Origin of the sequence: Ahniella affigens, from assembly GCF_003015185.1 — a bacterium.
GTDB lineage: Bacteria > Pseudomonadota > Gammaproteobacteria > Xanthomonadales > Ahniellaceae > Ahniella > Ahniella affigens.
This window is the reverse complement of the sequence record NZ_CP027860.1, coordinates 2,860,799-2,885,698: the sequence shown is the minus strand read 5'-3', so window position 1 is coordinate 2,885,698 and position 24,900 is coordinate 2,860,799. Positions and strand designations below refer to the sequence as shown.

The following is a 24,900-nucleotide window of genomic DNA, read 5'->3' as shown; positions in this document are numbered from 1 at the left end:
GACGGCCTCATGACATTCCGGGCTCATACGTTTGCATTCTCTGGAAATCGCGGGCGCTAGAGCCAAGACTCTACGCCGCACACCTACAGGATGTTGGTAGGAGTGCAGAAACGGCGTCTGGAACCAAACGATCGGCAAACCATGACGCCTCGAATCCAGAACGATCGGGAGGACGTGCGGCATGGCGGATGGATCAGACAACCCTGAAGGTGGCGAGCAGCGACCCGCGAGCCTGGGTCTTTACGAGTCGCGATTTGAGCATGATGCGTGTGGCTTTGGCCTGATCGCATCGCTCGACCATGAGCCGAAACGCAGCCTGATTGATGCCGGCCTCACGGCGCTCGAGCGCATGGCGCATCGCGGCGCTGTCGGCGCCGATGGCAAGAGCGGCGACGGCTGTGGCGTGTTGTTGTCCAAGCCTGAAAAATTCCTTCGTCATATGGCGGCTGAAGTTGGGCTCCGACTCGGACCCATCTTTGCCGCCGGCAATGTCTTTTTGAGTCGGGATCCCGAGCGCGCCGCTGTCGCCCGCGAGCGCCTGAAGCGGGAGTGCGAGCGCGTCGAGGTGCGTCTGATCGGCTGGCGCGATTTGCCAATCGATCTGAGTCCTTTGGGCGATGCGGCACGCGCGTCATTGCCCGACATGCAGCAGGTCTTCGTGCAACCGACGGTGGCGATGGACCAGACGAGCTTTCAGCGCGCCCTGTTCCTGGCCCGGCGACGAACCGAGATCGCGCTTGCAGCCGACAAAGACTTCTACGTCGTGTCGTTGTCCGCGCAGAGTCTGGGCTACAAGGCGATGGTGCTGCCGGCCAACTTGCCGGTGTTCTATCCCGACCTTCGGCACCCGCTGATGGCCGCGAGCTTCATCACGTTCCACCAGCGATTCTCGACCAACACCGCGCCGCGCTGGCCGCTCGCGCAGCCCTTCCGGTATCTGGCGCACAATGGCGAAATCAACACGATCGAAGGGAATCGGCACTGGGCCGAGGCGCGGAGTTCCAAATGGCGGACGCCAGCGATCGATCTCCGCGAACTGAAGCCGCTCGTGTCGCTCGATGGCTCCGACTCGATGAGTCTGGACAACATGTTGGAAGTGCTGCTCATTGGTGGCATGGAACTGATTCACGCGATGCGTGTATTGATTCCGCCCGCCACCGGAGCGCTGGAAGCGACTGATCCGGACTTGGCAGCGTTCTACGATTACCACTCGCTGTCGGTCGATCCGTGGGATGGCCCGGCGGCGATCGTGCTGTGTGATGGGCGCTATGCCGCCTGTACCGTTGATCGCAACGGCTTGCGGCCAGCGCGCTGGTTGTTGACGGAAGACCGTCACCTGATGGTGGCCTCTGAGTCGGGTGTATTCGATGTGCCGGCAGCGTCGATCGTCAAGAAGGGTAAGCTCGGCCCGGGCGAAATGGTCGCGGCCGACCTTTACAGTGGCGAACTGCTCGACAGTAGCGCGATCGATGCGATCAATCGCGCCCGGGCGCCGTTCAAGCGTTGGCTGAAGCAAGGCAGCCGCTACCTCACGTCGGATCTGATCGACCCGGCCTTGGCGGCCGAACCGTTCACCTCCGAGCGTTTGCTCCGGCATCAAAAGTTGTTCCAACTGACGCGCGAAGAACGGGAGGACGTGCTCCGCGTCTTGGCGGAAACCGAGCAGGAGGCCGTTGGCTCGATGGGCGACGACACGCCGTTGGCGGTGCTGTCCGAATTGCCGCGGTCGCTGTATGACTATTTCCGCCAGGCGTTTGCCCAGGTCACCAATCCGCCAATCGACCCGCTGCGCGAGCAATGTGTCATGAGTCTCGTGACGCAGATTGGTCGCGAGGGCAACGTGTTTGAGATGGCGCCCGAGAACGCGCGCCAGATCATGCTGAACTCGCCGGTGTTGTCGCAGCGGAAGCTCCGGCAGATCCTCGCGATGGACGAGTTCGTCAACGCGCACGAACGATTTCGATTGTACGCGGCGCCCGAGCTTGGCTTGAAAGCGGCGCTCGAAGTCCTGTGCGCGCGCGTCGAGGAATCGGTGCGGGCTGGGACCGTCATCGTGATCCTGTCAGACCTCGATCCGGAAGCCGGCTTGTTGCCGATGCACGCGCTGTTGGCGACGGGTGCGGTGCATGAGCACCTGGTCAAGGCTGGACTGCGCTGCGAATGCAACCTGATCATCGAGACGGGCACGGCGCGCGACCCGCATCATTTTGCGTGCCTGATTGGCTATGGCGCCACTGCGGTGTACCCGTATCTGGCTTACCAGACCTTGCTGTCGCTTGGTGCTGAGAAGGTGTTGAAGCCGAAGCGGAGTGGCGAAGCGACAGAGTTGGGCCGCAGTTTCCGGCGTGGCATCAAAAAGGGATTGCTGAAGATCATCTCGAAGATGGGAATTTCGACCATCGGTTCGTATCGAGGGGCGCGCCTGTTCGAGATCATCGGGTTGAAGCGCGACGTCGTCGATCTGTGTTTTGCGCACACGCCCAGTCGGGTCGGCGGCGCCGGCTTCAAGGAACTGGAGCAGGAGGCACTCGACTTGCTGCAACTGGCGCTCGACCCCGCCGAGGGACTCGAAGCCGGCAGTCTGCTGAAGTACCGCCACGGCGGCGAGTACCACATGTTCAACCCGGAAGTGGTGCAGAACCTGCAGCGCGCCGTGATGACCGGCGACTTTAGCGACTATCAGCGCTTTGCCGATGCGGTCAACGAACGGCCGCCATCGACGTTGCGGGATCTCTTGGAGTTGAAGGTTCTGGCTGAGCCGATTCCGTTAAGCGAGGTCGAGCCGGTCGAACTGCTGCTGAAACGATTCGACTCGGCGGGCATGTCGCTCGGTGCCCTGTCGCCCGAGGCGCACGAGGCGCTCGCCATTGCGATGAACCGGCTGGGCGGACGCTCGAATTCCGGCGAAGGCGGCGAAGACCCGGCGCGCTATGGCACCGAGAAGTCGTCGAAGATCAAGCAGGTGGCGTCCGGCCGATTCGGCGTGACGCCCGAGTATCTGATCAATGCCGAAGTGCTGCAGATCAAAGTGGCGCAAGGTGCGAAGCCGGGCGAGGGTGGGCAGCTGCCTGGTCACAAGGTCAACGATCTGATTGCACGGTTGCGCTATGCGCGGCCGGGTATCGGATTGATTTCGCCGCCGCCCCATCACGATATCTATTCGATCGAAGACTTGGCGCAGCTCATTTTCGACTTGAAGCAGATTAACCCCGAGGCGCTTGTGTCGGTCAAGCTGGTGGCACATGCCGGTATCGGCACGGTCGTCGCGGGCGTGGCCAAGGCGTACGCGGATTTGGTGACGATCTCGGGCTATGACGGTGGCACCGGCGCAAGCCCGATCTCATCCATCAAATACGCGGGCACGCCCTGGGAAATGGGTCTTGCGGAAGCGCGGCAGACACTCCGGCAGAACGGCTTGCGCAGCAAAGTCCGGCTGCAGATTGATGGTGGCCTGAAGACCGGCCTCGATGTCGTCAAGGCCGCACTGCTCGGCGCCGACAGTTTCGGTTTCGGTACGGTGCCGATGATCGCGCTGGGGTGCAAATATCTCCGCATCTGTCACTTGAACAATTGCGCGACCGGTGTTGCCACGCAGGATGAGCGCTTGCGCGAGCAGCACTTCACGGGCTTGCCCGAGCGCGTCATGAACTACTTCCAGTTCGTCGCCGAAGAGACCCGGCATTGGCTCGCCAAACTGGGGGCGCGCTCGCTGGAGGAGATCATCGGGCGTACCGACTTGCTGCGAGTGTTGGAGGGCGATACTGCGAAACAACATGGGCTCGACTTGCGCCCGCTACTGGCGAACGATGCGCTGGTCACGGACAGCATGCATTGCGCGGCCGACACCCGCAATCCACCGCGCGATCCCGCTTTGCTTGCGAAGCGCATGCTGGCCGAGCTTCGGCCGGCGATCGTTAACAAGTCAGGCGGCGAATTCGCCTTTGAGATCAGTAATCGCGATCGCTCGATCGGGGCCGGGATCTCTGGCTTGATTGCGCGCCATCATGGCAATCACGGCATGCAGGACAAGCCGCTTTATCTGCGCTTGCACGGCCATGCCGGGCAGAGCTTCGGCGCGTTCAATGCAGGTGGTTTGAATCTGTATCTGGAAGGCGATGCCAACGACTATGTTGGCAAAGGCATGAGTGATGGCAAGATTGTGCTGCGGCCGCCGCAGTCGGCCCGTTATGTACCGAAGGACACGCCCATCATGGGCAATACCTGCCTCTATGGTGCAACGGGTGGCGAGCTCTATGCCGCCGGTCGGGCCGGTGAGCGCTTCGCAGTTCGAAATTCGGGTGCGACCGCCGTCATCGAAGGGGCAGGCGATCATTGCTGCGAGTACATGACCGGTGGCGTCGTCGTGGTGCTCGGCTCGACGGGCATGAACTTTGGCGCTGGCTTCACTGGTGGTCTCGCCTATGTGCTCGACCTCGATCGCAACTTTGTCGATCGCTACAACCATGAACTCATCGACATCTTGCGCCTGTCGCCTGAGGGCATGGAACATCATCTGCAGCACCTCAAGCGCCTGGTCACGCGACATGTGTTCGAGACTGAGAGCAGTTGGGGTCGAACGCTGTTGACGGAGTATCGTGACTTCGTAGGCAAGTTCTGGCTGGTCAAACCCAAGGCAGCGAGCCTCGAATCGCTGATCGACAGCTTGAAGAGGGCCGCATGAAGATCACGCCGTTTCAGTTCATGGATGTGCCAAGGAAGCAGCCACGCGAGCTTGCGGTGGCAGTGCGTGTGCTCGGGTGGTCCGAAATCTACGGCAGCTTTGATGCCGCCGGCGCGACCGAGCAGAGTGCACGCTGCCTGGACTGTGGAAATCCGTATTGCTCGGCCAAGTGTCCGGTCCACAACGACATTCCAAACTGGTTGGCGCTCGTACGCGAAGGGCGGCTGTTTGAGGCGTGTGATCTGGCCCACGAAACGAACCCGTTGCCGGAAATCTGTGGTCGCGTGTGCCCGCAGGATCGCTTGTGCGAGGGCGCTTGCACGATCAACGTGGGCTTTGAGGCGGTGACGATCGGCTCCGTAGAGAAATACATCGTCGATACTGCCGTGAAGGCGGGCTGGCGCCCGGATCTGAGCCGGGTGCGACCGACGCGTTTCAAGGTCGCCATCATCGGCGCCGGGCCAGCCGGGCTTGCCTGTGCTGACCGTTTGGCGCGTGCCGGCATCGCGGCGCATGTCTTCGATCGCTACGAAGAAATTGGTGGTCTGCTGACGTTTGGCATTCCGCCGTTCAAGCTCGAAAAAGAAGTGATTGCGACACGCCGCATGTTGCTTGAAGGCATGGGCGTGCAGTTTCACCTGGGCGTCGAAATTGGCCGCGACCAAAGCTTCGAGACGTTGTTGAACGACTTCGACGCGGTGTTCATCGGCAATGGCGCGTATCGCTATGTAAACGGCCGGCTGTCTGGCCAGGATCGACCGGGCGTGGTGCCCGCGTTGCCGTTTCTGGTCAGCAATGGCCGACGGGTCCTGGGTTCCGAATCTGCCCATGAAGCAGTGATTGCAGGCTGGTCGCATGGCGCGCCCACGCTCGATCTGGCGGGCAAGCGAGTCGTGGTGCTTGGTGGCGGCGATACCGGCATGGATTGTGTGCGCACCGCGGTTCGGCTCGGGGCGTCGCAGGTCACCTGCGTGTACCGGCGCGATGAGGCGTCGATGCCGGGCAGTCGCCGGGAAGTCAAGAACGCCAAGGACGAAGGCGTGCAGTTCCTGTTCAACCGACAACCGCTTGCGATTTTGGGGCATGGGCCAGAGGACGACAGTCCCGTACGCGCCGTGCAGATGGCAGAAACCGAAATCAGTGCCGGATCGCGCAGCGGTGGGGTCCAGACGATTCCCGGCAGCGAGCGCGAAATTGCTGCCGACCTCGTCATTCAGGCGTTTGGCTTTCGCGCCGAGCAACCAGCGTGGTTGCGGTCGGTACTCGCCGCTGATGATCTGGATGCCGAGCAGCGCGTGCAGGTTCGGCGCAGCGATGCGGGCCGGCGGCAACCGCGTTCGGCCCGATTGGCATACCAGACCAGCGTTGCGAAAGTCTTCGCGGGCGGGGATACGGTTCGCGGCGCCGATCTCGTGGTCACGGCGGTGCAAGACGGCCGCGACGCCGCAGAGAGCATTCGGCGCTGGCTGACGATTCCGCAGGAAGGCTGAAGCGTTTGCACGACTGGACGGCGACCATTGGTCGCCGGCAAAAGTTCCCGGCTTGGGACCCAACCGATGTCCATGGGCGCATCACCAAGACCGTGTTACTTTCCGGGTTCCTTTGACCCCTGGGAGGTTCCCCATGTTGCATCGTTCTTTGCTGGCCCTGGCTGGCGCGTCCTTGCTCTCCGTGACGTCGTTGGCGGCTGCTGCTGGCGAGGTCACTCTCGATTCCGTCTTGGCCGGCAAGCATCGCACCGAGGCCAACCAGGCCCGTGATCAGTATCGTCATCCAAAGGAAACGCTGGCGTTTTTCGGTATCAAACCGGACATGCACGTCATCGAGATCACCCCGGGTGGCGGCTGGTACACCGAGGTGCTCGGCCCGTGGCTCAAGGGCCAGGGTAGCTTGACGGCTGCCGTGGTCGATCCGGCGTCGGCATCCAGCGATGGGGCGAAAAAGTACTATACGAAGAGCAACGGCGATTTCGCGGCCAAGCTGGCGGCGGATCCCGAGCACTACTCAGACGTCAAGACCGTCTCGTTCAAGATGGGCGCGGCAAGCTTCGGTGATCCGGGCAGCGCCGACGCGGTGCTGACGTTTCGCAACGTGCACAACTGGACTGCGGCCAAGGCCGACGCCGACATGTTCAACGCGTTCTTCAACGTCCTGAAGGCCGGTGGCGTGCTCGGTGTGGTCGAGCACCGCGCCGCTTCCGGAACGAGTGCCGAAGCCAGTGCCAAGTCCGGGTACATTGCGCAGGACTATGTCGTGAAGCTGGCGACGGATGCGGGCTTTGTGCTCGAAGCCGAGAGCGAGATCAACGCGAATCCTAAGGACACCAAAGACCATCCGAATGGCGTCTGGACCCTGCCGCCGAATTTCGCGATGGGCGACAAGGACCACGACAAGTACGCCGCGATCGGTGAGTCGGATCGGATGACGCTCCGGTTCCGAAAGCCGGCAGCCAAGCAGTAACGTCTAAACAAATCAGCTCTGATGGCTGCCGGTCTGGCAGTCATCGGGCTGGCTCCCAAAGGGCACTTCAGGCCAAGTGAATCTTGCCGCAAGGTCGGTTCGCGGCTGAAGCCGCTCCTACAACAACCACGCTTCGAACTTTGATGCATGGCGAGATTCATTCGGTTTTTGTAGGAGGGCCTTCAGGCCCGAACCAAACTTGCCGCACACCTGTTCGCGGCTGAAGCCGCTCCTACAAAATCCCGTTTCAACCGCGCTTGCGGCAGGGTCCGCTGCCTTTTTGTAGGAGGGCCTTCAGGCCCGAACCAAACTTGCCGCACACCTGTTCGCGGCTGAAGCCGCTCCTACAAAATCGCGTTTCAACCGCGCTTGCGGCAGGGTCCGCTGCCTTTTTGTATGAGGGCCTTCAGGCCCGAACCAATCTTGCCGTACACCTGTTCGCGGCTGAAGCCGCTCCTACAAAATCCCATTTCTAACTGCGCTTGTGGCACGTTCCGATGCCTGTTGCGGGTTCGCCAAACCGGAATCGGCGCATCGTCGCCGCCTCGCCCAGGCCGCCGCCCATCTGCCGCACTTTTGCCATGACCGCGTCGAGCGGATTGACTAAGCTCGTGGGTTCATTGGTTCGAGAGGATTGGCAATGGAATGGTGGCATGTCGTCATCCTGGCATTAGTTCAGGCATTGACTGAGTTTTTGCCGGTATCAAGCTCCGGACATCTGGGACTGGTCGGGTTCTTTCTGGGTTGGCCGTATCAAGGCATCAGCTTCGACTTGGCGCTGCATGCGGGCACGCTCGGCGCGGTGGTCATCTATTACTGGAACGATCTGTGGGCCATTGCGCAGTCGTGCTTACACTTCCGCCGCAACGACGGCGACGATCAACAGAACCGCAAGCTGGCGCTCATTCTGATCATCGGCACGATTCCGGCCGTGATTGTTGGCTTGGCAATGGGTGAGGAATTTGCCAACACCCTGCGGACACCGGTGCTGATTGCGGTGAATCTCATTGTATTCGGACTGGTGCTGTGGGCGGCCGACCGTTTTGGCGGCAAGCATCGGCAATGGTCTGGCCTCAGTTGGAAAGATGGCCTGCTGATCGGCATTGGCCAGGCCAGTGCGTTGATCCCAGGCATTTCGCGCTCGGGCATCACGATGACCGTCGCGCTCGGTCTTGGAATGAACCGGGTTGATGCCGCGCGTTTTTCGTTTCTGTTGTCAGTGCCGATCACGATTGCAGCCTGCGCGCATGGCGCGTTGAACCTGTTCAAGGGCGACGAGGCTTTTGTCGCCATGGACTTCTTGCTCGGCGCGGCCGTGGCATTGGCTTCTGGCCTCGCGGTGATGCATTTCCTGCTGAGCTTCTTGAAGCGCGCCGGGATGCTGCCATTCGTGGTGTACCGAATTGCGCTCGGTGTCCTTGTGCTGCTGATGGTGGGTCAATACGTATGAATACAGTCGCCGTAGAGCAGTACTTGCTGGGTTTGCAAGATCGGATCTGCCGCGCCATCGAAGCCGCCGATGGCAGTGCGACGTTTCGTGAGGATGCCTGGACGCGTGCCGAGGGCGGCGGTGGCCGCACGCGGATTCTTCGCGATGGCGCGGTGTTCGAACAGGCCGGAATCGGCTTTTCGCGGGTGTCGGGTACGAGTCTGCCCGCGTCAGCGACGGCCCATCGGCCTGAGCTTGCCGGCCGGCCGTGGCAGGCCATGGGTGTGTCGCTGGTGTTTCATCCGCGGAACCCGTATGTGCCAACCACGCATCTGAACGTGCGCTTGTTTTCGACGACGGATGACCAACCGTTGTGGTGGTTTGGGGGCGGGTTCGATCTGACGCCATTTTATCCGGAACTGGACGACACACGACATTGGCATCAAGTCGCCCATGATCTGTCGGCGCCATTCGGGCCCGAGGTGTATCCGGAGTACAAAGCCTGGTGCGACCGCTACTTCTTTCTGAAACATCGCCAAGAAACCCGCGGCGTTGGCGGCTTGTTCTTCGACGACTTGCATCGCTGGCCGTTCGAGCAGTGTTTCGCGTATCAACGCGCGGTGGGCGATGGTTTTCTGGACGCGTACCTGCCGATTGTGGCGAAGCGTCGCGACACGCCCTATGGGGAACGCCAACGTCAGTTCCAACTATACCGGCGTGGCCGTTATGTGGAATTCAATCTGGTGTTCGATCGCGGGACGTTGTTTGGATTGCAGTCGGGTGGACGCACGGAATCCATCCTGATGTCCATGCCGCCGCTCGTGCGCTGGGAATACGGATTTCAACCCGAGCCGGACAGTGAGGAGGCGCAGCTCGCGGCGTTTCTGACGCCGCGTGATTGGTTGGCTGAAACCTGATTCGCCGCGATCCGTTGCCCGTCAGAACAAGAACCGCGCCTCGACGCGCACCACTTGGCCTGCCGTCTCGGTTTCGGTGCCGATCAAGCTGCTGGCGGCGTGATGGGTGTTCAGATGCTGCCATTCCAACCCAAACCGCCAGTGTTCGCTCGGGCTGTACAGGACGCTCAGCGTGGGGCCATGGCCGCGATCGCTGTTGTCTTCCTGCACGCCATCGCGGTCATCAATCGCAAAGCGTTCCCAGCGTGCGGAAGCACGCCATTCGGGATGGAACTGCCAAGAAGCCAGCGCATAGGTGGTTCGATAGTCGATGTCCACATGCGGCCCGGTTTGCGTGCCCATGCCGGTTCGACCTTGCAAGTGCTCGGCGGCTAACGTCCAGGACTCGTTCCACCGCCATTCGGCACCGAACTGCCAAAAACGCGTTGCCCAAGCGTATTCGCCGCGATGGAGTTCGCGGTCGCCCCGATTGTCATTGAGGCTTGCGAGGAGCCGGAAGCGCTCACGTTGGCCCACACGAATGCGCGCGGCATAGCCGATGCGGCCATCGAGATCGGGCCCAAACGGCTTGCTGCCATCATCGCGTTGACCGGCAAACCCCGAATCGAGCGTCGGCAATGCGGGCAACGGCAGCACTTCCCCGAGCACGCTCAACCGATCGTGGCTGCTGAAGCCGCGCCAGGCGAGCAGCGTGCCAGAACTGTCATTGCCGCCGAAGGCCGTCAGGCCGAATTCCAGTTCCGACGCCGACTCAGGGTCATTGCGCCAGGCCACGTCCACACCGATTGGCCGATACTCCTCAGCAATCCAACTGTTCAGGGCGGACAGGCTCAACTGGTAGCGTGACTGCCAAAGTGGATCGATCGCTTCGCGCGACGATGGCAAAAAGAACTGGCCAGCGCGAACGCGGAGGCTGCTGCCATGATCGAGGAACACGTTCCGCGCCACATAAGTCTCGACCAAACCCAACGCTTGCGCGTTACCGTCGGAATCGGTATCGGCCCGGGCGTGAATCATCAGCTCCCATTCGAGGCTAGGCTGCCAATTGATGCCGATATGCGCGCTCAAGCGGGCGTCATCATCGAGATAGCGCCCGACGCCACCCTGGCTCCAACTGTCTGGTGCTTGATTGGCAGATGCCGCCGCAGCAACGTGGCCGAAAACCAGCCAATCGCCCTCGGCGTGGGCCCATGGGGCGAACAGCGCGAGTACCGCAGCAGTGAGTGGGGATCGTCGCATCAGTGCACTCCAAGTAGGGCTATGGCAGCAGACCGGATGCCAACCGTGAAGCTTGCAAAATAGGTCGCAAACAATCGCGAACTGCGGATAGGGATCAGGCTTCTGGCGGCGGTTGCTTCTTCCCACGCAGCCCCAGCAAGACCGGCAGCAACGCCAAGACGCCAATCGCGATGAGCGGAATCAAGAACCGAGGTTCCCCAAGCAGATCGAGGGTCAAGGCGCGATGCTCCTTCAAGGCAGACTCGAAGCCATCGCCGATTGCCGCGTAGACCAGGGCCGATGGTGCGACGCCAAGTGCGGTCGTCCAGATAAACGTCCGGATGTGACACCCCAACCAGGCCAGCGCAATGCTGACGGCCGAGAATGGAAACACTGGCACGAGGCGCAGGAACAGCGCGTAACTATTTGGATGGCTGGCGAAGCCGGCTTTCAGCTTTTGAATCAGCGCCCCGGGCGTGCTGGGTTGGTCTTGGCGCACCGAGCGCCTGGTCAGCAAAAACAGGGCCAAAGCACCGAGTGTGTCCCCGACAATCGACCACAGGGCGCCCTCGGCGATGCCAAACAGCAAACCAGCGGTCATCGCCAGCACCGGTGTGCCGGGAAGGCTCGTCACGATCAATGAGACGATGGCCAGAAGCAGCGCCATCCGAATGAGCACCGGGTGCTGGGCCGCGGCATGCAGCAATTCGACATGACGTGCCTCCAGATTGCTCAGGGTCAGTTCGGACAGCACCCCACTGGACAACACCAGGATCGCGATCGTAGCCAGCAGCAGCAGGGGCCAGAAGCGCTTGACCGTTTGCCAATGCGACACCGCTTCGGCGCGCTCGACCAGCGGCGCCAACTCCCGCGCTTCGTCGCGGGCATCGCCGATGCGCTCAATGGCTTTATCCAGGGGTTCTGGCAAATGGTGCTTGGAATCAGGCATCCAGACATGTTGGCGCGAAATGACGGGCTTGGCAACAAAGGGGCGCTGACCAAAACGGGCTGGCCGGTACCAGCCGCATGCTGAGCCATGGTGCGCCGGCAAAACAAACGGCCCGGTTGCCCGGGCCGTTTGCAAAGGTTGATTGTTGAAGGCTGCCGATCAATCAGGTGTCGTCGGGAACAAGCCGGTGATCTTGACTTGGCCGTTCAGTTCAATATCGATGCGCTTGCCGCGAGGATCGAAATCGAGCAGCACTTTGCCGGCCTCGACGGGGTTCCGGAACTCGAGTTCGCCTTCGGTGCCGCCAGCCACGGTGACCACATTGACGTTACCGCGCTCCGTGCCATCGACCTTCACGGTGTAACTCGCGACCGGCAGGTCTTCCAATTCGACCGAGAATTCCACGCGATCACTACGTTGCTTCAGCTCTGCTTTGAGCTCGGGGCCATCGTTGCCTTGCGGTTCCACTGACATGGTGTACTCAGCGTTCCCGAAAGGCGGTGCGCCACTGCCACCGGTGTTGCCGCCACCATTATTGCCACCACCGTTGTTGCCACCGCCGTTGTTGCCGCCACCGTCGTCGCCGGAGCCGTTCCCCGTGAATACGCCAGCAAACAATACGGTTGCGCCTTGCAGTACTTCCACGTTTTGGCCGCGAGGGTCGAAGTTCAGCAGGACCTTGCCCGGCTCAACAGGGCTTCGGTACTCGACCTCGCCTTGAATGCCACTGGCCGTTTGCACTGCAGTGACGCTGCCGCGATCAACACCGCCAACCCGCACGCGATACGTGCCAGCCGGAACGTCCTCGACCTCGACCTTGAATTCGGTGCGTTCGGTGCGTTCCTCAAAATTGGCCTTCGCCTGCGCCGATGGATACACGCCTTGGTTGGTCAGGAATTGCGTCAATTCGCTCGCCACCACATTGGTGGGCGTCAGACCCGAGATGCCGCCGCTGCACGTCGTATTGTGGAGTATCGTCAGGCGACTGATGTTGACCGTGCCAGCACTGAGGCCAGGCACCACGGGCTGGTACGACACCACCCCGTTGTTGCAGTCGCTGAACTGGATGTTGAGCGTGCCCCAGTTCGTCAGGCGGACATTGCCCGGATCGAAGTTGCTACCGGGCGCACCGCCTTCAGCCGTAAATGCGTTCAGCGTGGCCCGGTCGCCTTGCACTGTGCCGTTGGCGACGACCCAACTCGGCCGACCTGCGGCATCATAGGTATACCAATACGCCAACATCGTTTGCGTGGTGCCTTGACCGACCACCTCAATGTTGAAGCCATGGCCCGTATGGGCCGGGTCGATCCAGGTGGCTGAAAACTCACGGCTGATCACCGTGGCTTCGGACTGCGCGCCAAGCGCCAACAGCGGTATGGCCAGGAGTGAGCGGGCGTTCGTCTTGCTTAACATGGGCTTGCCTTGTGCGGTGAATCGCGGATTGCGATGTAACCAGATTAGGTAATCGCAAGCGGGGGCGCCATCCGGAAAATCCCCCAGGCAATGTGTGATGTTGCACACTTTCGCAAAGTCGGCGTTCGGGCTCTTGTTGCGTCCATTGCCCAGGTTGTTGCCGAGTTCCTTGTGCAGACTCTGAATGCGTTCAGGGTCGCTGGGGGCCGTGAATCGCACCGTGCCATGATGAGATATGGCCGCGCACTGGCGGCCACTGGACCTCAGGCACAGCTGCGCGCCTGCCAATGCGCAAGGTTCAGAACGCCCGCTGCCTGTATCGGGCCGCCCACCCGTTGCATCGAGACGCAACGAGATGCCTGTGTGTTTTGGCGCAATATCTCTATTGCGCGCGACACGTCTGCCGTTCTAAGCAACAACCGTTTTGAATGACTACCCTTCTATTGCGTTCGGCGCCAATTCTGAAACATGGCCACGCTGCTTGCTTCGAATGCCGAGGCGATGACCGATAGAGTCAATCACCGCGTAGGCGGCGGGAATCACGATCAGGCTCAGAATCGTGGATGTCGCCAAGCCACCGATGACGGCAATGGCCATCGGCTGCCGGAAGCTTGCATCAGCTCCAAAACCGAGTGCGATGGGCAACATGCCCGCAGTCATCGCAATCGAGGTCATCAACACCGGACGGGCACGCTTGCGACACGCATCGATCAGCGCGTCGTGTTGACTCAAGCCTTGGTCATGCTCGGCAATTACGGCGTAGTCGACCAGCAGGATGGAGTTCTTCGTCGCAATGCCAATCAGCATGAGCAGCCCGATTAGCGCCGGTAGCGACAACCAGGTGCCGGTCAGCAATAACGCGCCGAACGCACCGCCCGCACATAAGGGTACGGCGAGCAGAATCGTGATGGGATGCAGCGGGTGGTTGAACAGCAAAATCAGCACGGCGTAGACGCAGAAGACGCCAGTCGCCATCGCCAGAATAAAGCCGTAAAACAACTCGACGAACACTTCCGCGTCACCCGCATTCAAGAACGACACGCCCTTCGGCAGATTGCGAACGGAAGGCAATTGCTCGACCTCTTTCATGACATCTCCCAGCGGGCGGCCATTGAGCTCCGCGGTGAGACCAACGTTGCGGCTGCGGCCGAAGCGATCAATCTGCGATGGACCGCTCGACAACTCGATCTTGGCCACTGCCGCCAACGGCACCGGGCCGTTCTTCGACGGCACACGCAGCATGCCAATCAGTGCTTCGTTGCTAAGCGCCGATTCGGCAAGGCGGACCCGGATCGGAATCTGGCGTTCGGGCAGATTGAGTTTGGCGAGGCGTTGCCGGAAGTCGCCAGCGGTCGCAATCCGTGCGGCCTCGGCAATGTCCGCCGTCGCAACGCCGAGATCGGCGGCGCGCGCTGGGTCTGGGGTGATGACGACTTCCGGTCGCAGCAGTGATGCCGAGGAACTGATCGAGCCCAGGCCCGGAATGGTGCGCAAGTCGCGCTCCAGATCGCGGGCAGCACTGAGCAGCAGGTCCGGATCATCGCTGGCGAGTACCAACTGCATCAGTTCGCCCGGCTCGGTGCTGATGAAACTGACGCGTGTGCCGGGCAAGTCTTTCAGTCGCAGGCGCACATCGGCTTCGAGTTCCTTCTGGCCACGGTCCCGCTCATCAGCGGGATTCCAGTTCAGGATCAGCGTCGCTTTGCGCACTTCGCCCACGCCCGTTTTGCCAGGGTCGCCGATATCGATGACGCCGCCGATGATCGTGAACACACTGGCCAACTCGGGCAGATTCTCCATCGCCGTTCGCGCCTGCTCGGCAATGGCCGCTGTCTCTTCGATCGGCGTGCCGGGCGGCAGTTCCAAGCTCAAGTTGCTGCGGCCGAGGTCGCTGGATGGAATAAACGTGGACGGAATCAGCGGCACGATCATCAACGAGCCGACGAACATCGCGAACGCGGCCCACAGCGTGGTGGCCCGATGCCGGAGTGCCCAGTCCACCCAGCCCAGATAGCGTTTCATCAAGGGCGTGTCGTCCTCGCGGTGCGGCTTCGCCTTGAGCTGATAGGCCGCCATCATGGGTGTCAGCAAACGGGCGACCGCCAGCGAGAACAACACGGCGGTCGCCGCAGTCCAGCCAAACTCGCGGAAGAACTTGCCCGGAATGCCGGGCATGAACGCGACGGGCACGAATACGGCCGCCAGGGTCATGGAGGTGGCGATGACGGCCAAACCAATCTCGTCGGCCGCATCAAGCGCCGCTTGCTTTGGGGACTTGCCCATCGCGAGGTGGCGGTCGATATTCTCGACTTCAACGATCGCGTCGTCGACAAGAATGCCGACGACCACCGCCAACGCGAGCAAAGTGATCAGGTTCAAGCTGAAGCCGAACAGCCACATGACCAGGAACGTCGGGATGATCGACAACGGCAGCGCAATGGCTGAGATCCAAGTAGAGCGCCAGTCGCGCAGGAACCAGAGCACGACGAGTACTGCGAGCAGCGACCCTTCGATCAACATGGCCATCGATGACGAATAGGAGCCTTCGGCTTCTTCTACCGTCGAGGCAACTTGTTCGATCGTGATGCGCGGGTTGTCCTTTCGGACGTGTTCGAGCGCGGTGCGAATCTCGCGAGCGACATCGACCTCGCTCGCGCCGCGGGTGCGCGAAATTTCAAAGCCAACCGCTGGCTTGCCATTGAGCAACGCCAATTGACTGAGCTCGGCTGCACCATCGCGAACATCGGCCAATTGATTCAGTCGGACTTGGCGTCCGTCCGGCAATGCAATCGCGTATTGCTCCAACGCACGGGCGTCGCGCACCGTGCCGACGGTTCGGATCGCTTGCTCAGCACCCGCCCAAGTCGAGCGCCCGCCCGGGCGTTCCACTTGAATGCGGGCCAACTGCGCCGAGACCTCGCCCGCGGTAATGCCATAAGCGAGTAGGGCATCCGGCTTCAGATCGACGCGGACTTCGCGCTCAATACCACCGAGTCGCTTGACGCGGCCGACACCCCGCACACCATAAAGCACCTTGGTGATGTCGTGATCGACAAACCACGATAGCTCTTCAACACCGAGTGACTCCGACGCGACCGTGTAAGTCAGCATGGACCCGCCGGTGATCTCGATCTTCTGCACGATCGGCTCTTCGACCTCAACCGGCAAGTCGGTGCGGATACGGGTCACCGAGTCCCGAACGTCGTCGAGCGCTTCGTTCAGATCGCGTTCGAGGCGAAACTCGATCAGGGTCGTGCTGACGCCTTCGCTGATGTTCGAAACGATGCGTTTGACGTCCCGAAGGCTCGCGACTGAGTCTTCAACTTTGCGCGCGACCTCGGTTTCAAGCTGACCCGGCGTCGCGCCCGGCAACGTGACGGTGACCGCGACCATTGGGAAAGCGATATCCGGAAAGCGCGAAATGGCCAGCTTGTGAAAGCCGAACAGACCCGCAATACACAACATGATAAAGGCCAGAATCGCCGGCAAAGGGCGATGGATCGACCAGGCGGAGAAGTTCATGACGCAGTGCCTTCCACCACCCGAACCACATCGCCGTCACCGATAAACGCCGCGCCCTTGCTGACAATGCGCTCGCCGGCCGTGAGCCCGGTGCGAATCTCGACCCAGCCTTGCTGCCGGTCACCGAGTTCCACGCGCCGCTCACGGGCCTTGCTGTCTTGATCGATGACGTAGACGTATGCAAAGCCATCGCGCAGCAGCAGGGCGCCACTCGGCACGCGCAGTAACGACGACTCGCCGAGCGTAATCGCGCCTTCGGCGAACATGCCGGCGCGGAGGCCCTTGGGGTCGGGCAGATCGGCGTACACGAGGCCGGTCCTTGTGCGGGCATCGAGCCCGGGCGAGCGCGTGCGTACCGTGCCGTTGACGTCAGAACCGTCTGGGCATTTCAGTGAAATGGTTTGGCCTGGATTGATGGCGAGAAGGTTGCCTTCGGTCACTTCCGCGCGCCATTCCAAGCGACCATCGCGGACCAAAGTCATCAGCACATCGCCCGGATTGACGACTTGGCCCGGGTCCACACTGCGCACCGCGATGACGCCATCGTGCGGCGCGCGCAGTACTGCGAAGTCTTGTCGCAAACGGGCTGCGTCGACCGCCGCCACGGCGACTTGAACGGCGGCAGCGTTAGTCTTCTCGCCGGCCATCCATTCCTCAGCTTGCTGCGTCGAAATAACCTTCTTCGCCAGCATGTCGCGGGCGCGCTTGCCGTTGGCCACGGCGAGCTCCAGATTCGCCTTGGCCTGCGCCAGCTGGGCATCCGCTTGCGCGCGCTCCATGTCGAGCAGACGGGCGTCCAGTTTGAGCAGGACGTCCCCTCGGTGAACGACAGCGCCGGTTTCGACAAGCACAGACTGGACGCGGTAGCCGGAGAGTTCGACGCCCAGTCGGACTTCCTCCCAAGGCGCAATCGATCCGGAAAGGCGCAGATTGTTGGCCATCGACTTCGCGCCGACGATCACAGCGGTGACCGCCAATGACTTGGGTGCTTCCGCTTCGGGCGTGTCTTCGGTTTTGCTGCAGGCGCTGAGCACGAGCAGGGCGATTCCAAGCCCCGTGGCCCAGCGTGATTTATCCCAGAGGCCCATGCCTCGATAATGCTTGTCGCGTTTCATATTGGTCATTTCCGTTAGTCATCTCCCGATTATGCGCTTCGGTGCACCGAGATGCGGCTCCAGAATCGGAAAGTAGGCCGAGAGTCATATCGGAACGGTTTGGGTGCCATTCAGACGCGTGCGCGGCAGCGGCTGGCGTCGCCCAAACCTGTTTTTGGACGATTCGATTCAGGCGTCTGTGCGTCCAATTGCGGGCGAATTACTGATGCCGCGCGATCAGGCTTGTAACGGACCCGGACTGGCGCGAAGGTCGCAAGCAGCACGTACTTTGGAGCAATCACCATGCAGTTACGTCAATGGATCGCTAGCCTCACGTTTCTCGGTTGGTTGGGGTTCTGCGGATGCGAAGCGGCGGCGTCACCGGAGGCCGTCGTGCCGGCCGTTCCGGTCGGCGAAGTCATATCGTTGTCCGACCATGAGTCGCTCCTGACCATCAATACGCTACGCGAGAATTTCAACGCTCACGACTTTGTGGTGACGTTCTTTGTGGTGCAGGATCGGGATGATCCGGAGCCGCAATGGCGGCTGGTGCCGGTGTTCGAACAGCATCGTGAACAGACTCAGCTGAGTAGTCGGCAAGGCGCCGATTGTGTCCTCACTGACTTCCGGGTCGCACAAGTCGACGGTGTCGTGCATCTTTGGCGCGCTGATCGCGAATTGGGCGAGGGGTATGCGGACCCTCAGCCTGTTCGCGTTCGGCACTACGTGCTTGAGCGGAATGCCCATGACACTCCGGGCCGACCGCGCTACTACTTTGAATGGTTAGCGACCAGCGTTGACGACGAGCCGGCTTGCGATGTGGGTGACGCATTGGCCGCTGCGGTGGCGGCAGCGACGCCCGCGGACGACTGATCGATTGGCGACGGCGTTCGTGTGTTGATTCTTGACAATCAACGCCAAGTCGCCAGCGAGCTCCGACATGGCACGATTGCTACGTGCATGCGTCCGGCAATCGGTCGCGCGACTGAAGTTGCGGGTTGACTATGGGATTCAAATGGCGACCCGCACGCGGCGCCAGACCCGATAGCAAGTGACTTAACGGGGAGGATCAACGCCCATCGTGCCGGATTCATAACCGGGAACTCACAAAGGCATCGGCTACACTCATGAGCTGACTCATTGACCTTGCCCCCACATGACCCGCGATTCATCGGCATCACGCTCAAATACTGCAGTCGATACCTTTCTCGGGGTGACCCCGAAATCGCGCTGGCAACGCTGGCGCAAATGGTTGGTTCTTGCGTTCGTGGTGCTGCTCGCATTGGTGGTCGCCAACGTGCTGTTCGGCGGCAAGCAGACTGAGACCAGATTGGCGACCGCGAAGATCGAGCGCGGCGAGATGCGAGTGACCGTGACGGCGACTGGCAATCTCGAACCGACCAATCAAGTGACTGTTGGCTCAGAAGTATCCGGACTGGTCCGCCAGGTGTTGGTCGATGTCAACGACTCCGTGACGCTGGATCAACCGCTGGCCATCCTCGATACCACGCGGCTCGAAGATGCGATCCGTCGCAGCGACGCATCGCTGGGCGCCGCCAAGGCGGGCGTGCAGCAAGCTGACGCGACGGTGGTTGAAACAAAAGCATCGCTTGATCGACTGGACCGCATCTTCGAAAAGTCTGGCGGCACGATCCCGTCGCAAGCCGATCTGGACGTGGCCCGAGCGGCCTATCGACGTGCCCTCGCCAATCAGGCCAGTGCCAAGGCGAATGTCGTGTCCGCCGAAGCGCAGTTGTCGTCAGATCGCACCAACCTGACGCGGGCGACGCTGCGATCGCCGGTCAATGGTGTGGTGCTTGCGCGCAACGCCGAGCCGGGCCAAACGGTTGCGGCGTCCTTCAGCGCACCCGAACTCTTTGTCATTGCTGAAGACCTGTCGTCGATGCAGGCGAAGGTCAAGGTTGACGAAGCGGATGTGGGTCAGGTTCGCGAGGGCATGCCAGCGTCGTTCACGGTAGACGCTTGGCCGGGCAAAGTATTCCCGGCCACCGTGCGGCGTGTCGACTTTGGCGCGAACTCAACGACCCAAACGACCGGCGCGGCGACGACTTCAACCGTCGTGTCCTACACCGCAGTGCTCGATGTCGAGAATCCCAAAGGCCTGCTGCGCCCGGGCATGACCGCCACGGCGACGCTCGTTACGAGTGTCGAGCAAGATGCGCTGTTGGTGCCGAACGCGGCACTGCGCTACACGCCGACCGCGGGTGGCACGCAAACGAGCAATCGCGGTGGCACGGCGCTGATGGCGTTCCCGCGCATGCAGCGCCCGGATTCGCAGCGCGAAGTTGCCATTGGTCGGGGTGCGAAGCGCACATTGTACTTGCTCGGCAAGACGGGCAAGGCCGAGCCAATCGAGGTGACGGTTGGTTCGTCGGACGGCTCGCGGACGATCGTGGAATCCGACACGTTGCAAGCGGGCATGGATGTGGTCACCGGCGAGATGGCGTCGCAATGAGTGCGGAACAAGCGCCGGCGCTGATCGAGCTCCGCGGCATTACTAAAGTCTTCGGGACCGGGCAGGCGGCGTTTCAGGCGTTGCGGGGGGTTGACCTCGATATTCATGACCGCGAATTCGTCGCGGTGATGGGCGCATCTGGTTCCGGCAAGTCGACGATGATGAACATCCTGGGCTGTCTGGACGTGCCAACGGGCGGCACGTATCGGTTTCACGGGATTCCGGTCGAAGCCTTCGATCAGGATCAGCGGGCGCTGTTGCGTCGGCGCTATCTGGGTTTCGTGTTTCAGGGCTTCAATTTGCTGGCGCGTACCACGGCATTGGAAAACGTCGAGTTGCCGCTGTTGTACCGCGGTGATCCCGCCAAAGTGCGCCAGGAGCGCGCGATGGCGGCACTGGAGCAGGTAGGTCTTGCCGCCTGGCACGATCACACGCCGGCAGAATTGTCTGGTGGCCAGCAACAGCGTGTCGCGATTGCCCGAGCCATTGTCACCAAACCACAGGTGCTCCTTGCCGATGAACCCACCGGCAATCTGGACAGCGAGCGCTCGATTGAAATCATGGAACTGTTGACGGGACTGAATCGCGAGCTGGGCATGACCATCATCATGGTGACACATGAGCCGGACATGGCGGCCTTCGCGTCGACCATCGTCAAATTTCGCGATGGCCGCATTGCGAGCCGGGAGGTGCGCTGATGGACTTCCGGATGCTGGGTACCACGCTGCTGCTCGCGCTGCGCGAGATCAGAAGGCACGTGCTGCGCTCGTTCCTGACGACGCTTGGGATCATTATTGGTGTCGCGGCTGTCGTGACCATGGTGACACTTGGCAACGCTGCGACCAGATCGGTTGAGCAAAGCATCTCGAACCTTGGGGCGAACCTGCTGACGGTGCGACCGGGTCAGGGCTTTGGCCGCGGTGGCGGCGCGTTTGCGCCACAGTTCAGTCTTGATGACGTTGCGGCCGTTCGGCAGCAGATCGGCGGCGTGCTCTATGTCGCGCCGCAGACCAGTGCGTCCGTCACGGCCGTCCATGAGGCGCAGAACTGGTCGACCACCGTCGCTGGCACCACCAACGACTACTTTGCGTCGTCGTCCTTGACGCTCGAATCGGGCCGCTTGTTCACTGAGGAGGAGGAGGGCGCCGGCAAATCCGTCTGCGTCATTGGTGCCACGATCGCGACGAATCTGTTCAAGCAGATCGAACCACTCGGCCGCAGCCTGCGGCTGCGCGACATCAGCTGTGAGGTGATTGGTGTTTTGGCCAAGCGCGGCCAGGCTGGGTTTGGCCCGGATCAGGATGACCAGGTGGTCATGCCGATCAAGGCCGTCATGCGCCGGCTGACCGGCCGCCAGGACGTCGGCTCGTTCCAGGTCGCCGTGGACAAGCGCTTCGAGACGAAGAATGTCAGCGCGTCGATCACGGCGCTGCTCAGAGAGCGCCGCAACATCGTCGCCAGTATGGATGACAACTTCAACATTTTCGACGCCAAGCAACTGTCGGACACCCTGGCAAGCACGACGCGCACCATGACCACGCTGCTCGGCGCTGTGGCTGCGGTGAGTCTGCTCGTGGGCGGCATTGGCATCATGAACATCATGCTCGTGTCGGTCACCGAACGCACCCGCGAGATCGGTATCCGACTGGCGATTGGCGCTTTGCGGCGCGAGGTGCTGCTGCAGTTTCTGGTCGAGGCGGTCACGCTATCGTGCCTTGGCGGCGTGGTCGGCTTGCTCGTCGCATTGCTCGCCTCCATGGGGCTCGCGCCGCTAATGCGCACGTCGTTCGAGTTTGATCCGTCGATCAACCTGCTGGCATTCAGCTTTTCGTTCGTGATCGGCGTCGTATTCGGCTTTTTCCCGGCACGGCGTGCGGCGTCCATGAACCCGATCGACGCGCTGCGGCACGAGTAAACCATTCGGTGCATCCGACGTTCGTCGGACGCTCTGGCGATGTGGCGGCGCCGTTCAGGTGTGCGCGGATTGGCGTTGCGGCTGCCTCCGCGCCGGTGTTTGTTGCGATACTGCATGCAGACGAGCGGATGGAGCGGACCATGCATCAGATGACAGCACAAGCGTGGCGTGTGGCGCTGAAGGCGGCCAATCGTGACGACGCGGAATCGCTCTGCATGCTCGGTTACTATGTCGCCGATGGCGTCAGAACTCGTGCCGGCAGACTGCTGGCAACGCCGGACCTGCCGAAAGCGCGCGAATATCTTGAGCGCGCGGCGGTGTTGGGCAGTAGTAGTGCGCTGATCAAGTTGGCCGAACTCAGTAGCAACGCGTCTGACACGAAGGCCGAAATGCGGTATTTGCGCAAGGCCTTACGCCTGGGGGATGCTTCGGCCGCTTACAACCTCGGCATTTGCTACCGGGATCTGGGTTGCCCGCGCCATGCGTTTCAGTACTACGAGCGGGCCGCAGCACTGGGCGAACTCGGCGCGCACGTGCAAATCGGCCTGTGTGCGATGCTGGGTCACGGTACTGCACAAGACTTTGAGGTGGCCCGAAAGCACTTCGAACTGGCGCTCGATCCATCCGGTTCGAACATCACACCCCGAGACCGTGAGGATGCACAGTACTGGCTGGCGCTGCTCAATCTCCTTGCGTTAGTCGATCGGCCGCAGCGTCAGCGAGCCCGGTCGTGGCTGCTCCGTGCGGATGCGGACGGCGATCATGTGGCGGCGGCCGCATTGTTGAATGTGATTGGCAGAAAGCCAAAGCCAGCATCGAGGACGTGACGCGAGCCAACGGTCGGTTCGACCGACGATTTGAGATCGCGTGGTACGCGCTGGCGGAGGTGCCGACCGATTTGCAGGGTAAGTGACTCGCGCCTCGATGCGCGGCCTGATCGATCGCGACGTGATTCGCACTCACCTGGCGCGCAGACATCGTCGCGCTGCTGCAGAAACTGGCGCGCCCGGAGGGATTCGAACCCCCGACCAACGGCTTCGGAAGCCGCTACTCTATCCAGCTGAGCTACGGGCGCACGCGAGTCGGCTAGTGTAACGGCGGCAACGGTTTGCCGCAATGCGGCGCGAAATGGGGGTGGGTATGACACGGCACGTCATGCGCCGGGGCATGAACCACCTGGGTCTGCGGCCGGTGTGTCCTCCAAGCCATCACCAAAGATGCGCTCGCCAATCATCGGCGCAAACTCGCTGCTGTTGCCTTGGGCATCTACCGCCAGTACGACCAAAGGCAGGACGTTGCCGACGTCGCCGCTTTGCAGGTTGAAGCTGCGAAGCTGCTCGGCATCGGCGCTGACATAGGTGTCGCTGGCCAGCAGGGACGCACTGCCGCCGCCACAGGCGCCGCGGAAGAAGTAAACCGTCAACGGGTAGACGGCGTTCGTCGTGGCGGTGTCAACTCGGTATTGCAGGGCCACTTGATCACTGCCCGTCGGCGCAAAGTCGGGGGGCAACGTGAGCTCAGGGTAGTTCTGCAGTCGGTTGCCACCGGTGCTATCGGCATCGTCGACATCGTTCGGTGTTGCGCCGACCGCGCCCCCGCCAAAAGCGTTGTCGATGGGGATCAGTTGATTGCCGATGAATTCGTTGGCGATCGCCGAGAGACCGTTGCATTGATCGACCAGCAGCCCGGCCGCACCGCCGAACGCGATGCGGTTGGGCTCCCCGGGATTGAGCCCGCCGATGTTGAGTCGGCAGTTGCTGCCCGAAACATGGATCGTCGCCTGTTTCTGCGTCGGGCTCTGCGGATTCCGACCATTGCCCAGTGCCTTGGTACCGGTGATGTCGGTACCGAACCAGTTGCCGACGATGCGCGTACCGGTGAAGTCGTTGATGGATTGTCCAAATATTCTGATGGCCGAAAAGCTGATCGCGGCAAAAATGTTTCGGCCGGCAGTGGTGTCGTCGCCAACGAGCGTATTGGTCCAGCTGCCCACGATGCCGAAACCGTCACCATGAATTGGAATCGCCGCGGTGCCAGCCGCATTCGTGCCGAACTGGTTTCCTTGGATCACCATGCCTGAGGACGCGACAAACCAGTTGATGCCGTTGCGAACGCCGCTGATCAAATTGCGTTGCGCCGGCTGCAAGCCACCAATGCGGTACGGCCCCGGCCCCTGAATGCGTATTGCGGTGGTCTGCACAGTCGGGTTGCTGATGGTCGCAGTCGTGCCGGTCGGATCGGTGCCCAGAAAGCAGCCCTCGATCGCATGGCCAAATCCGCCGGCCAATTGAATCTGCGAGCTGAATCCACTGATCGCGAGGCCGCGAATGGTGCTGGCCGGCATGTTGAAATTGGCCAGCCCGATGTCGAGCCCAACCTGTTGATTGCCGGCAATCTGTGCTGGCATCAATTCGATCTTGATCACCGCGTTGATGCCACCCTGATCGGGCGATTGCGTGGCTGGGCTCGCGCCTGGTTGCGAATAGCCATCGACATCCATCGCTTCGGAGAGGAAAGGCAACGTTGTCGCACCGACGAGTATGCGCCAGTGTCCGCTCGCCGTCTGAAACCCCGGGTCGGTTTCTGGGATATCGAAATTGAGCTGGTCTCTGGCGACGGTGAGGTTGGCTTTGGTGATCGCACCTCGCAACGAGCAGTCGGCCGCAGCGGCCGTGCAATCGCTGAGGTTCGCATCGCTGGTCGTGTCGATTGTGAATACCAGCGCCTGAACGGGGCTGGCATGGAGCAGACTGAGGCTGACAACGAGTGCGTAGCAGGGTAGGGCGTGAAACAAACGCGGCACGGGCATGACCGATTCCTTGGGCT

16 protein-coding genes and 1 tRNA gene are annotated in these 24,900 nt (G+C 61.6%); 10 read left to right on the top strand and 7 right to left on the bottom strand.

Going from position 1 to position 24,900, the window contains the following annotated elements; all coding sequences use genetic code 11:
* Window positions 1-181: 181 nt before the first annotated feature.
* From gltB to hemF, 5 genes are all read left to right on the top strand, one after another.
* Window positions 182-4,681 carry a glutamate synthase large subunit gene (gene gltB, locus C7S18_RS11095; RefSeq protein WP_106891628.1) on the top strand — a complete coding sequence of 1,500 codons (4,500 nt, stop codon included), beginning with the start codon at window positions 182-184 and terminating at the stop codon, window positions 4,679-4,681.
* On the top strand, window positions 4,678-6,171 hold the full coding sequence (locus tag C7S18_RS11090; protein WP_106891627.1) for an FAD-dependent oxidoreductase: 1,494 nt from the start codon (window positions 4,678-4,680) through the stop codon (window positions 6,169-6,171). Before gltB ends, C7S18_RS11090 begins: the two co-directional genes overlap by 4 nt.
* Window positions 6,172-6,304: 133 nt before the next feature.
* The gene (locus C7S18_RS11085) at window positions 6,305-7,141 is read left to right on the top strand and encodes a class I SAM-dependent methyltransferase (protein WP_206208011.1); all 837 of its coding nucleotides are present in this window, start codon (window positions 6,305-6,307) and stop codon (window positions 7,139-7,141) included.
* 640 nt (window positions 7,142-7,781) lie between these two features.
* Window positions 7,782-8,591, top strand: coding sequence for an undecaprenyl-diphosphate phosphatase (locus C7S18_RS11080; RefSeq protein ID WP_106891626.1), 810 nt, complete (start codon window positions 7,782-7,784; stop codon window positions 8,589-8,591).
* Window positions 8,588-9,487 carry an oxygen-dependent coproporphyrinogen oxidase gene (gene hemF, locus C7S18_RS11075; protein WP_106891625.1) on the top strand — a complete coding sequence of 300 codons (900 nt, stop codon included), beginning with the start codon at window positions 8,588-8,590 and terminating at the stop codon, window positions 9,485-9,487. Before C7S18_RS11080 ends, hemF begins: the two co-directional genes overlap by 4 nt.
* A 21-nt stretch (window positions 9,488-9,508) precedes the next feature.
* On the opposite strand, the gene C7S18_RS11070 is transcribed toward hemF, so the two are convergent.
* The 5 genes from C7S18_RS11070 to C7S18_RS11050 form a co-directional block, all read right to left on the bottom strand.
* Window positions 9,509-10,726, bottom strand: coding sequence for a porin family protein (locus C7S18_RS11070; protein WP_106891624.1), 1,218 nt, complete (start codon window positions 10,724-10,726; stop codon window positions 9,509-9,511).
* A 94-nt stretch (window positions 10,727-10,820) separates the two neighbouring features.
* Window positions 10,821-11,654, bottom strand: a complete 834-nt coding sequence (locus tag C7S18_RS11065; protein ID WP_146151879.1) for a TVP38/TMEM64 family protein — start codon at window positions 11,652-11,654, stop codon at window positions 10,821-10,823.
* Between the two features lie 159 nt (window positions 11,655-11,813).
* The gene (locus tag C7S18_RS11060; protein WP_106891622.1) at window positions 11,814-13,286 is read right to left on the bottom strand and encodes a hypothetical protein; all 1,473 of its coding nucleotides are present in this window, start codon (window positions 13,284-13,286) and stop codon (window positions 11,814-11,816) included.
* A 213-nt stretch (window positions 13,287-13,499) separates the two neighbouring features.
* Entirely contained in the window at window positions 13,500-16,589 is a 3,090-nt protein-coding gene (locus C7S18_RS11055) for an efflux RND transporter permease subunit (RefSeq protein WP_106891621.1), read from the bottom strand.
* On the bottom strand, window positions 16,586-17,713 hold the full coding sequence (locus tag C7S18_RS11050) for an efflux RND transporter periplasmic adaptor subunit (protein ID WP_106891620.1): 1,128 nt from the start codon (window positions 17,711-17,713) through the stop codon (window positions 16,586-16,588). The genes C7S18_RS11055 and C7S18_RS11050 overlap by 4 nt, the downstream gene beginning before the upstream one ends.
* Before the next feature lie 273 nt (window positions 17,714-17,986).
* Between C7S18_RS11050 and C7S18_RS11045 the strand changes: the two genes are divergently transcribed.
* The 5 genes from C7S18_RS11045 to C7S18_RS11025 all read left to right on the top strand — a co-directional run bounded on the left by C7S18_RS11045 (window position 17,987) and on the right by C7S18_RS11025 (window position 22,901).
* Window positions 17,987-18,556, top strand: a complete 570-nt coding sequence (locus C7S18_RS11045; RefSeq protein ID WP_106891619.1) for a hypothetical protein — start codon at window positions 17,987-17,989, stop codon at window positions 18,554-18,556.
* A gap of 283 nt (window positions 18,557-18,839) precedes the next feature.
* Window positions 18,840-20,159, top strand: a complete 1,320-nt coding sequence (locus C7S18_RS11040) for an efflux RND transporter periplasmic adaptor subunit (protein WP_106891618.1) — start codon at window positions 18,840-18,842, stop codon at window positions 20,157-20,159.
* Window positions 20,156-20,857: an ABC transporter ATP-binding protein gene (locus tag C7S18_RS11035; protein WP_106891617.1), complete on the top strand. Its 702-nt coding sequence runs from the start codon at window positions 20,156-20,158 to the stop codon at window positions 20,855-20,857. The genes C7S18_RS11040 and C7S18_RS11035 overlap by 4 nt, the downstream gene beginning before the upstream one ends.
* Window positions 20,857-22,074, top strand: a complete 1,218-nt coding sequence (locus C7S18_RS11030) for an ABC transporter permease (protein ID WP_240624022.1) — start codon at window positions 20,857-20,859, stop codon at window positions 22,072-22,074. Before C7S18_RS11035 ends, C7S18_RS11030 begins: the two co-directional genes overlap by 1 nt.
* Window positions 22,075-22,214: 140 nt before the next feature.
* Complete coding sequence (locus tag C7S18_RS11025; RefSeq protein WP_170113225.1) at window positions 22,215-22,901, top strand: tetratricopeptide repeat protein; 687 nt, start codon at window positions 22,215-22,217, stop codon at window positions 22,899-22,901.
* A gap of 171 nt (window positions 22,902-23,072) precedes the next feature.
* Here C7S18_RS11025 and C7S18_RS11020 read toward each other — a convergent pair.
* A tRNA-Arg gene (locus C7S18_RS11020) sits at window positions 23,073-23,149 on the bottom strand.
* A gap of 78 nt (window positions 23,150-23,227) precedes the next feature.
* Window positions 23,228-24,883, bottom strand: coding sequence for a hypothetical protein (locus tag C7S18_RS11015; RefSeq protein ID WP_146151878.1), 1,656 nt, complete (start codon window positions 24,881-24,883; stop codon window positions 23,228-23,230).
* Between the last annotated feature and the right edge of the window lie 17 nt (window positions 24,884-24,900).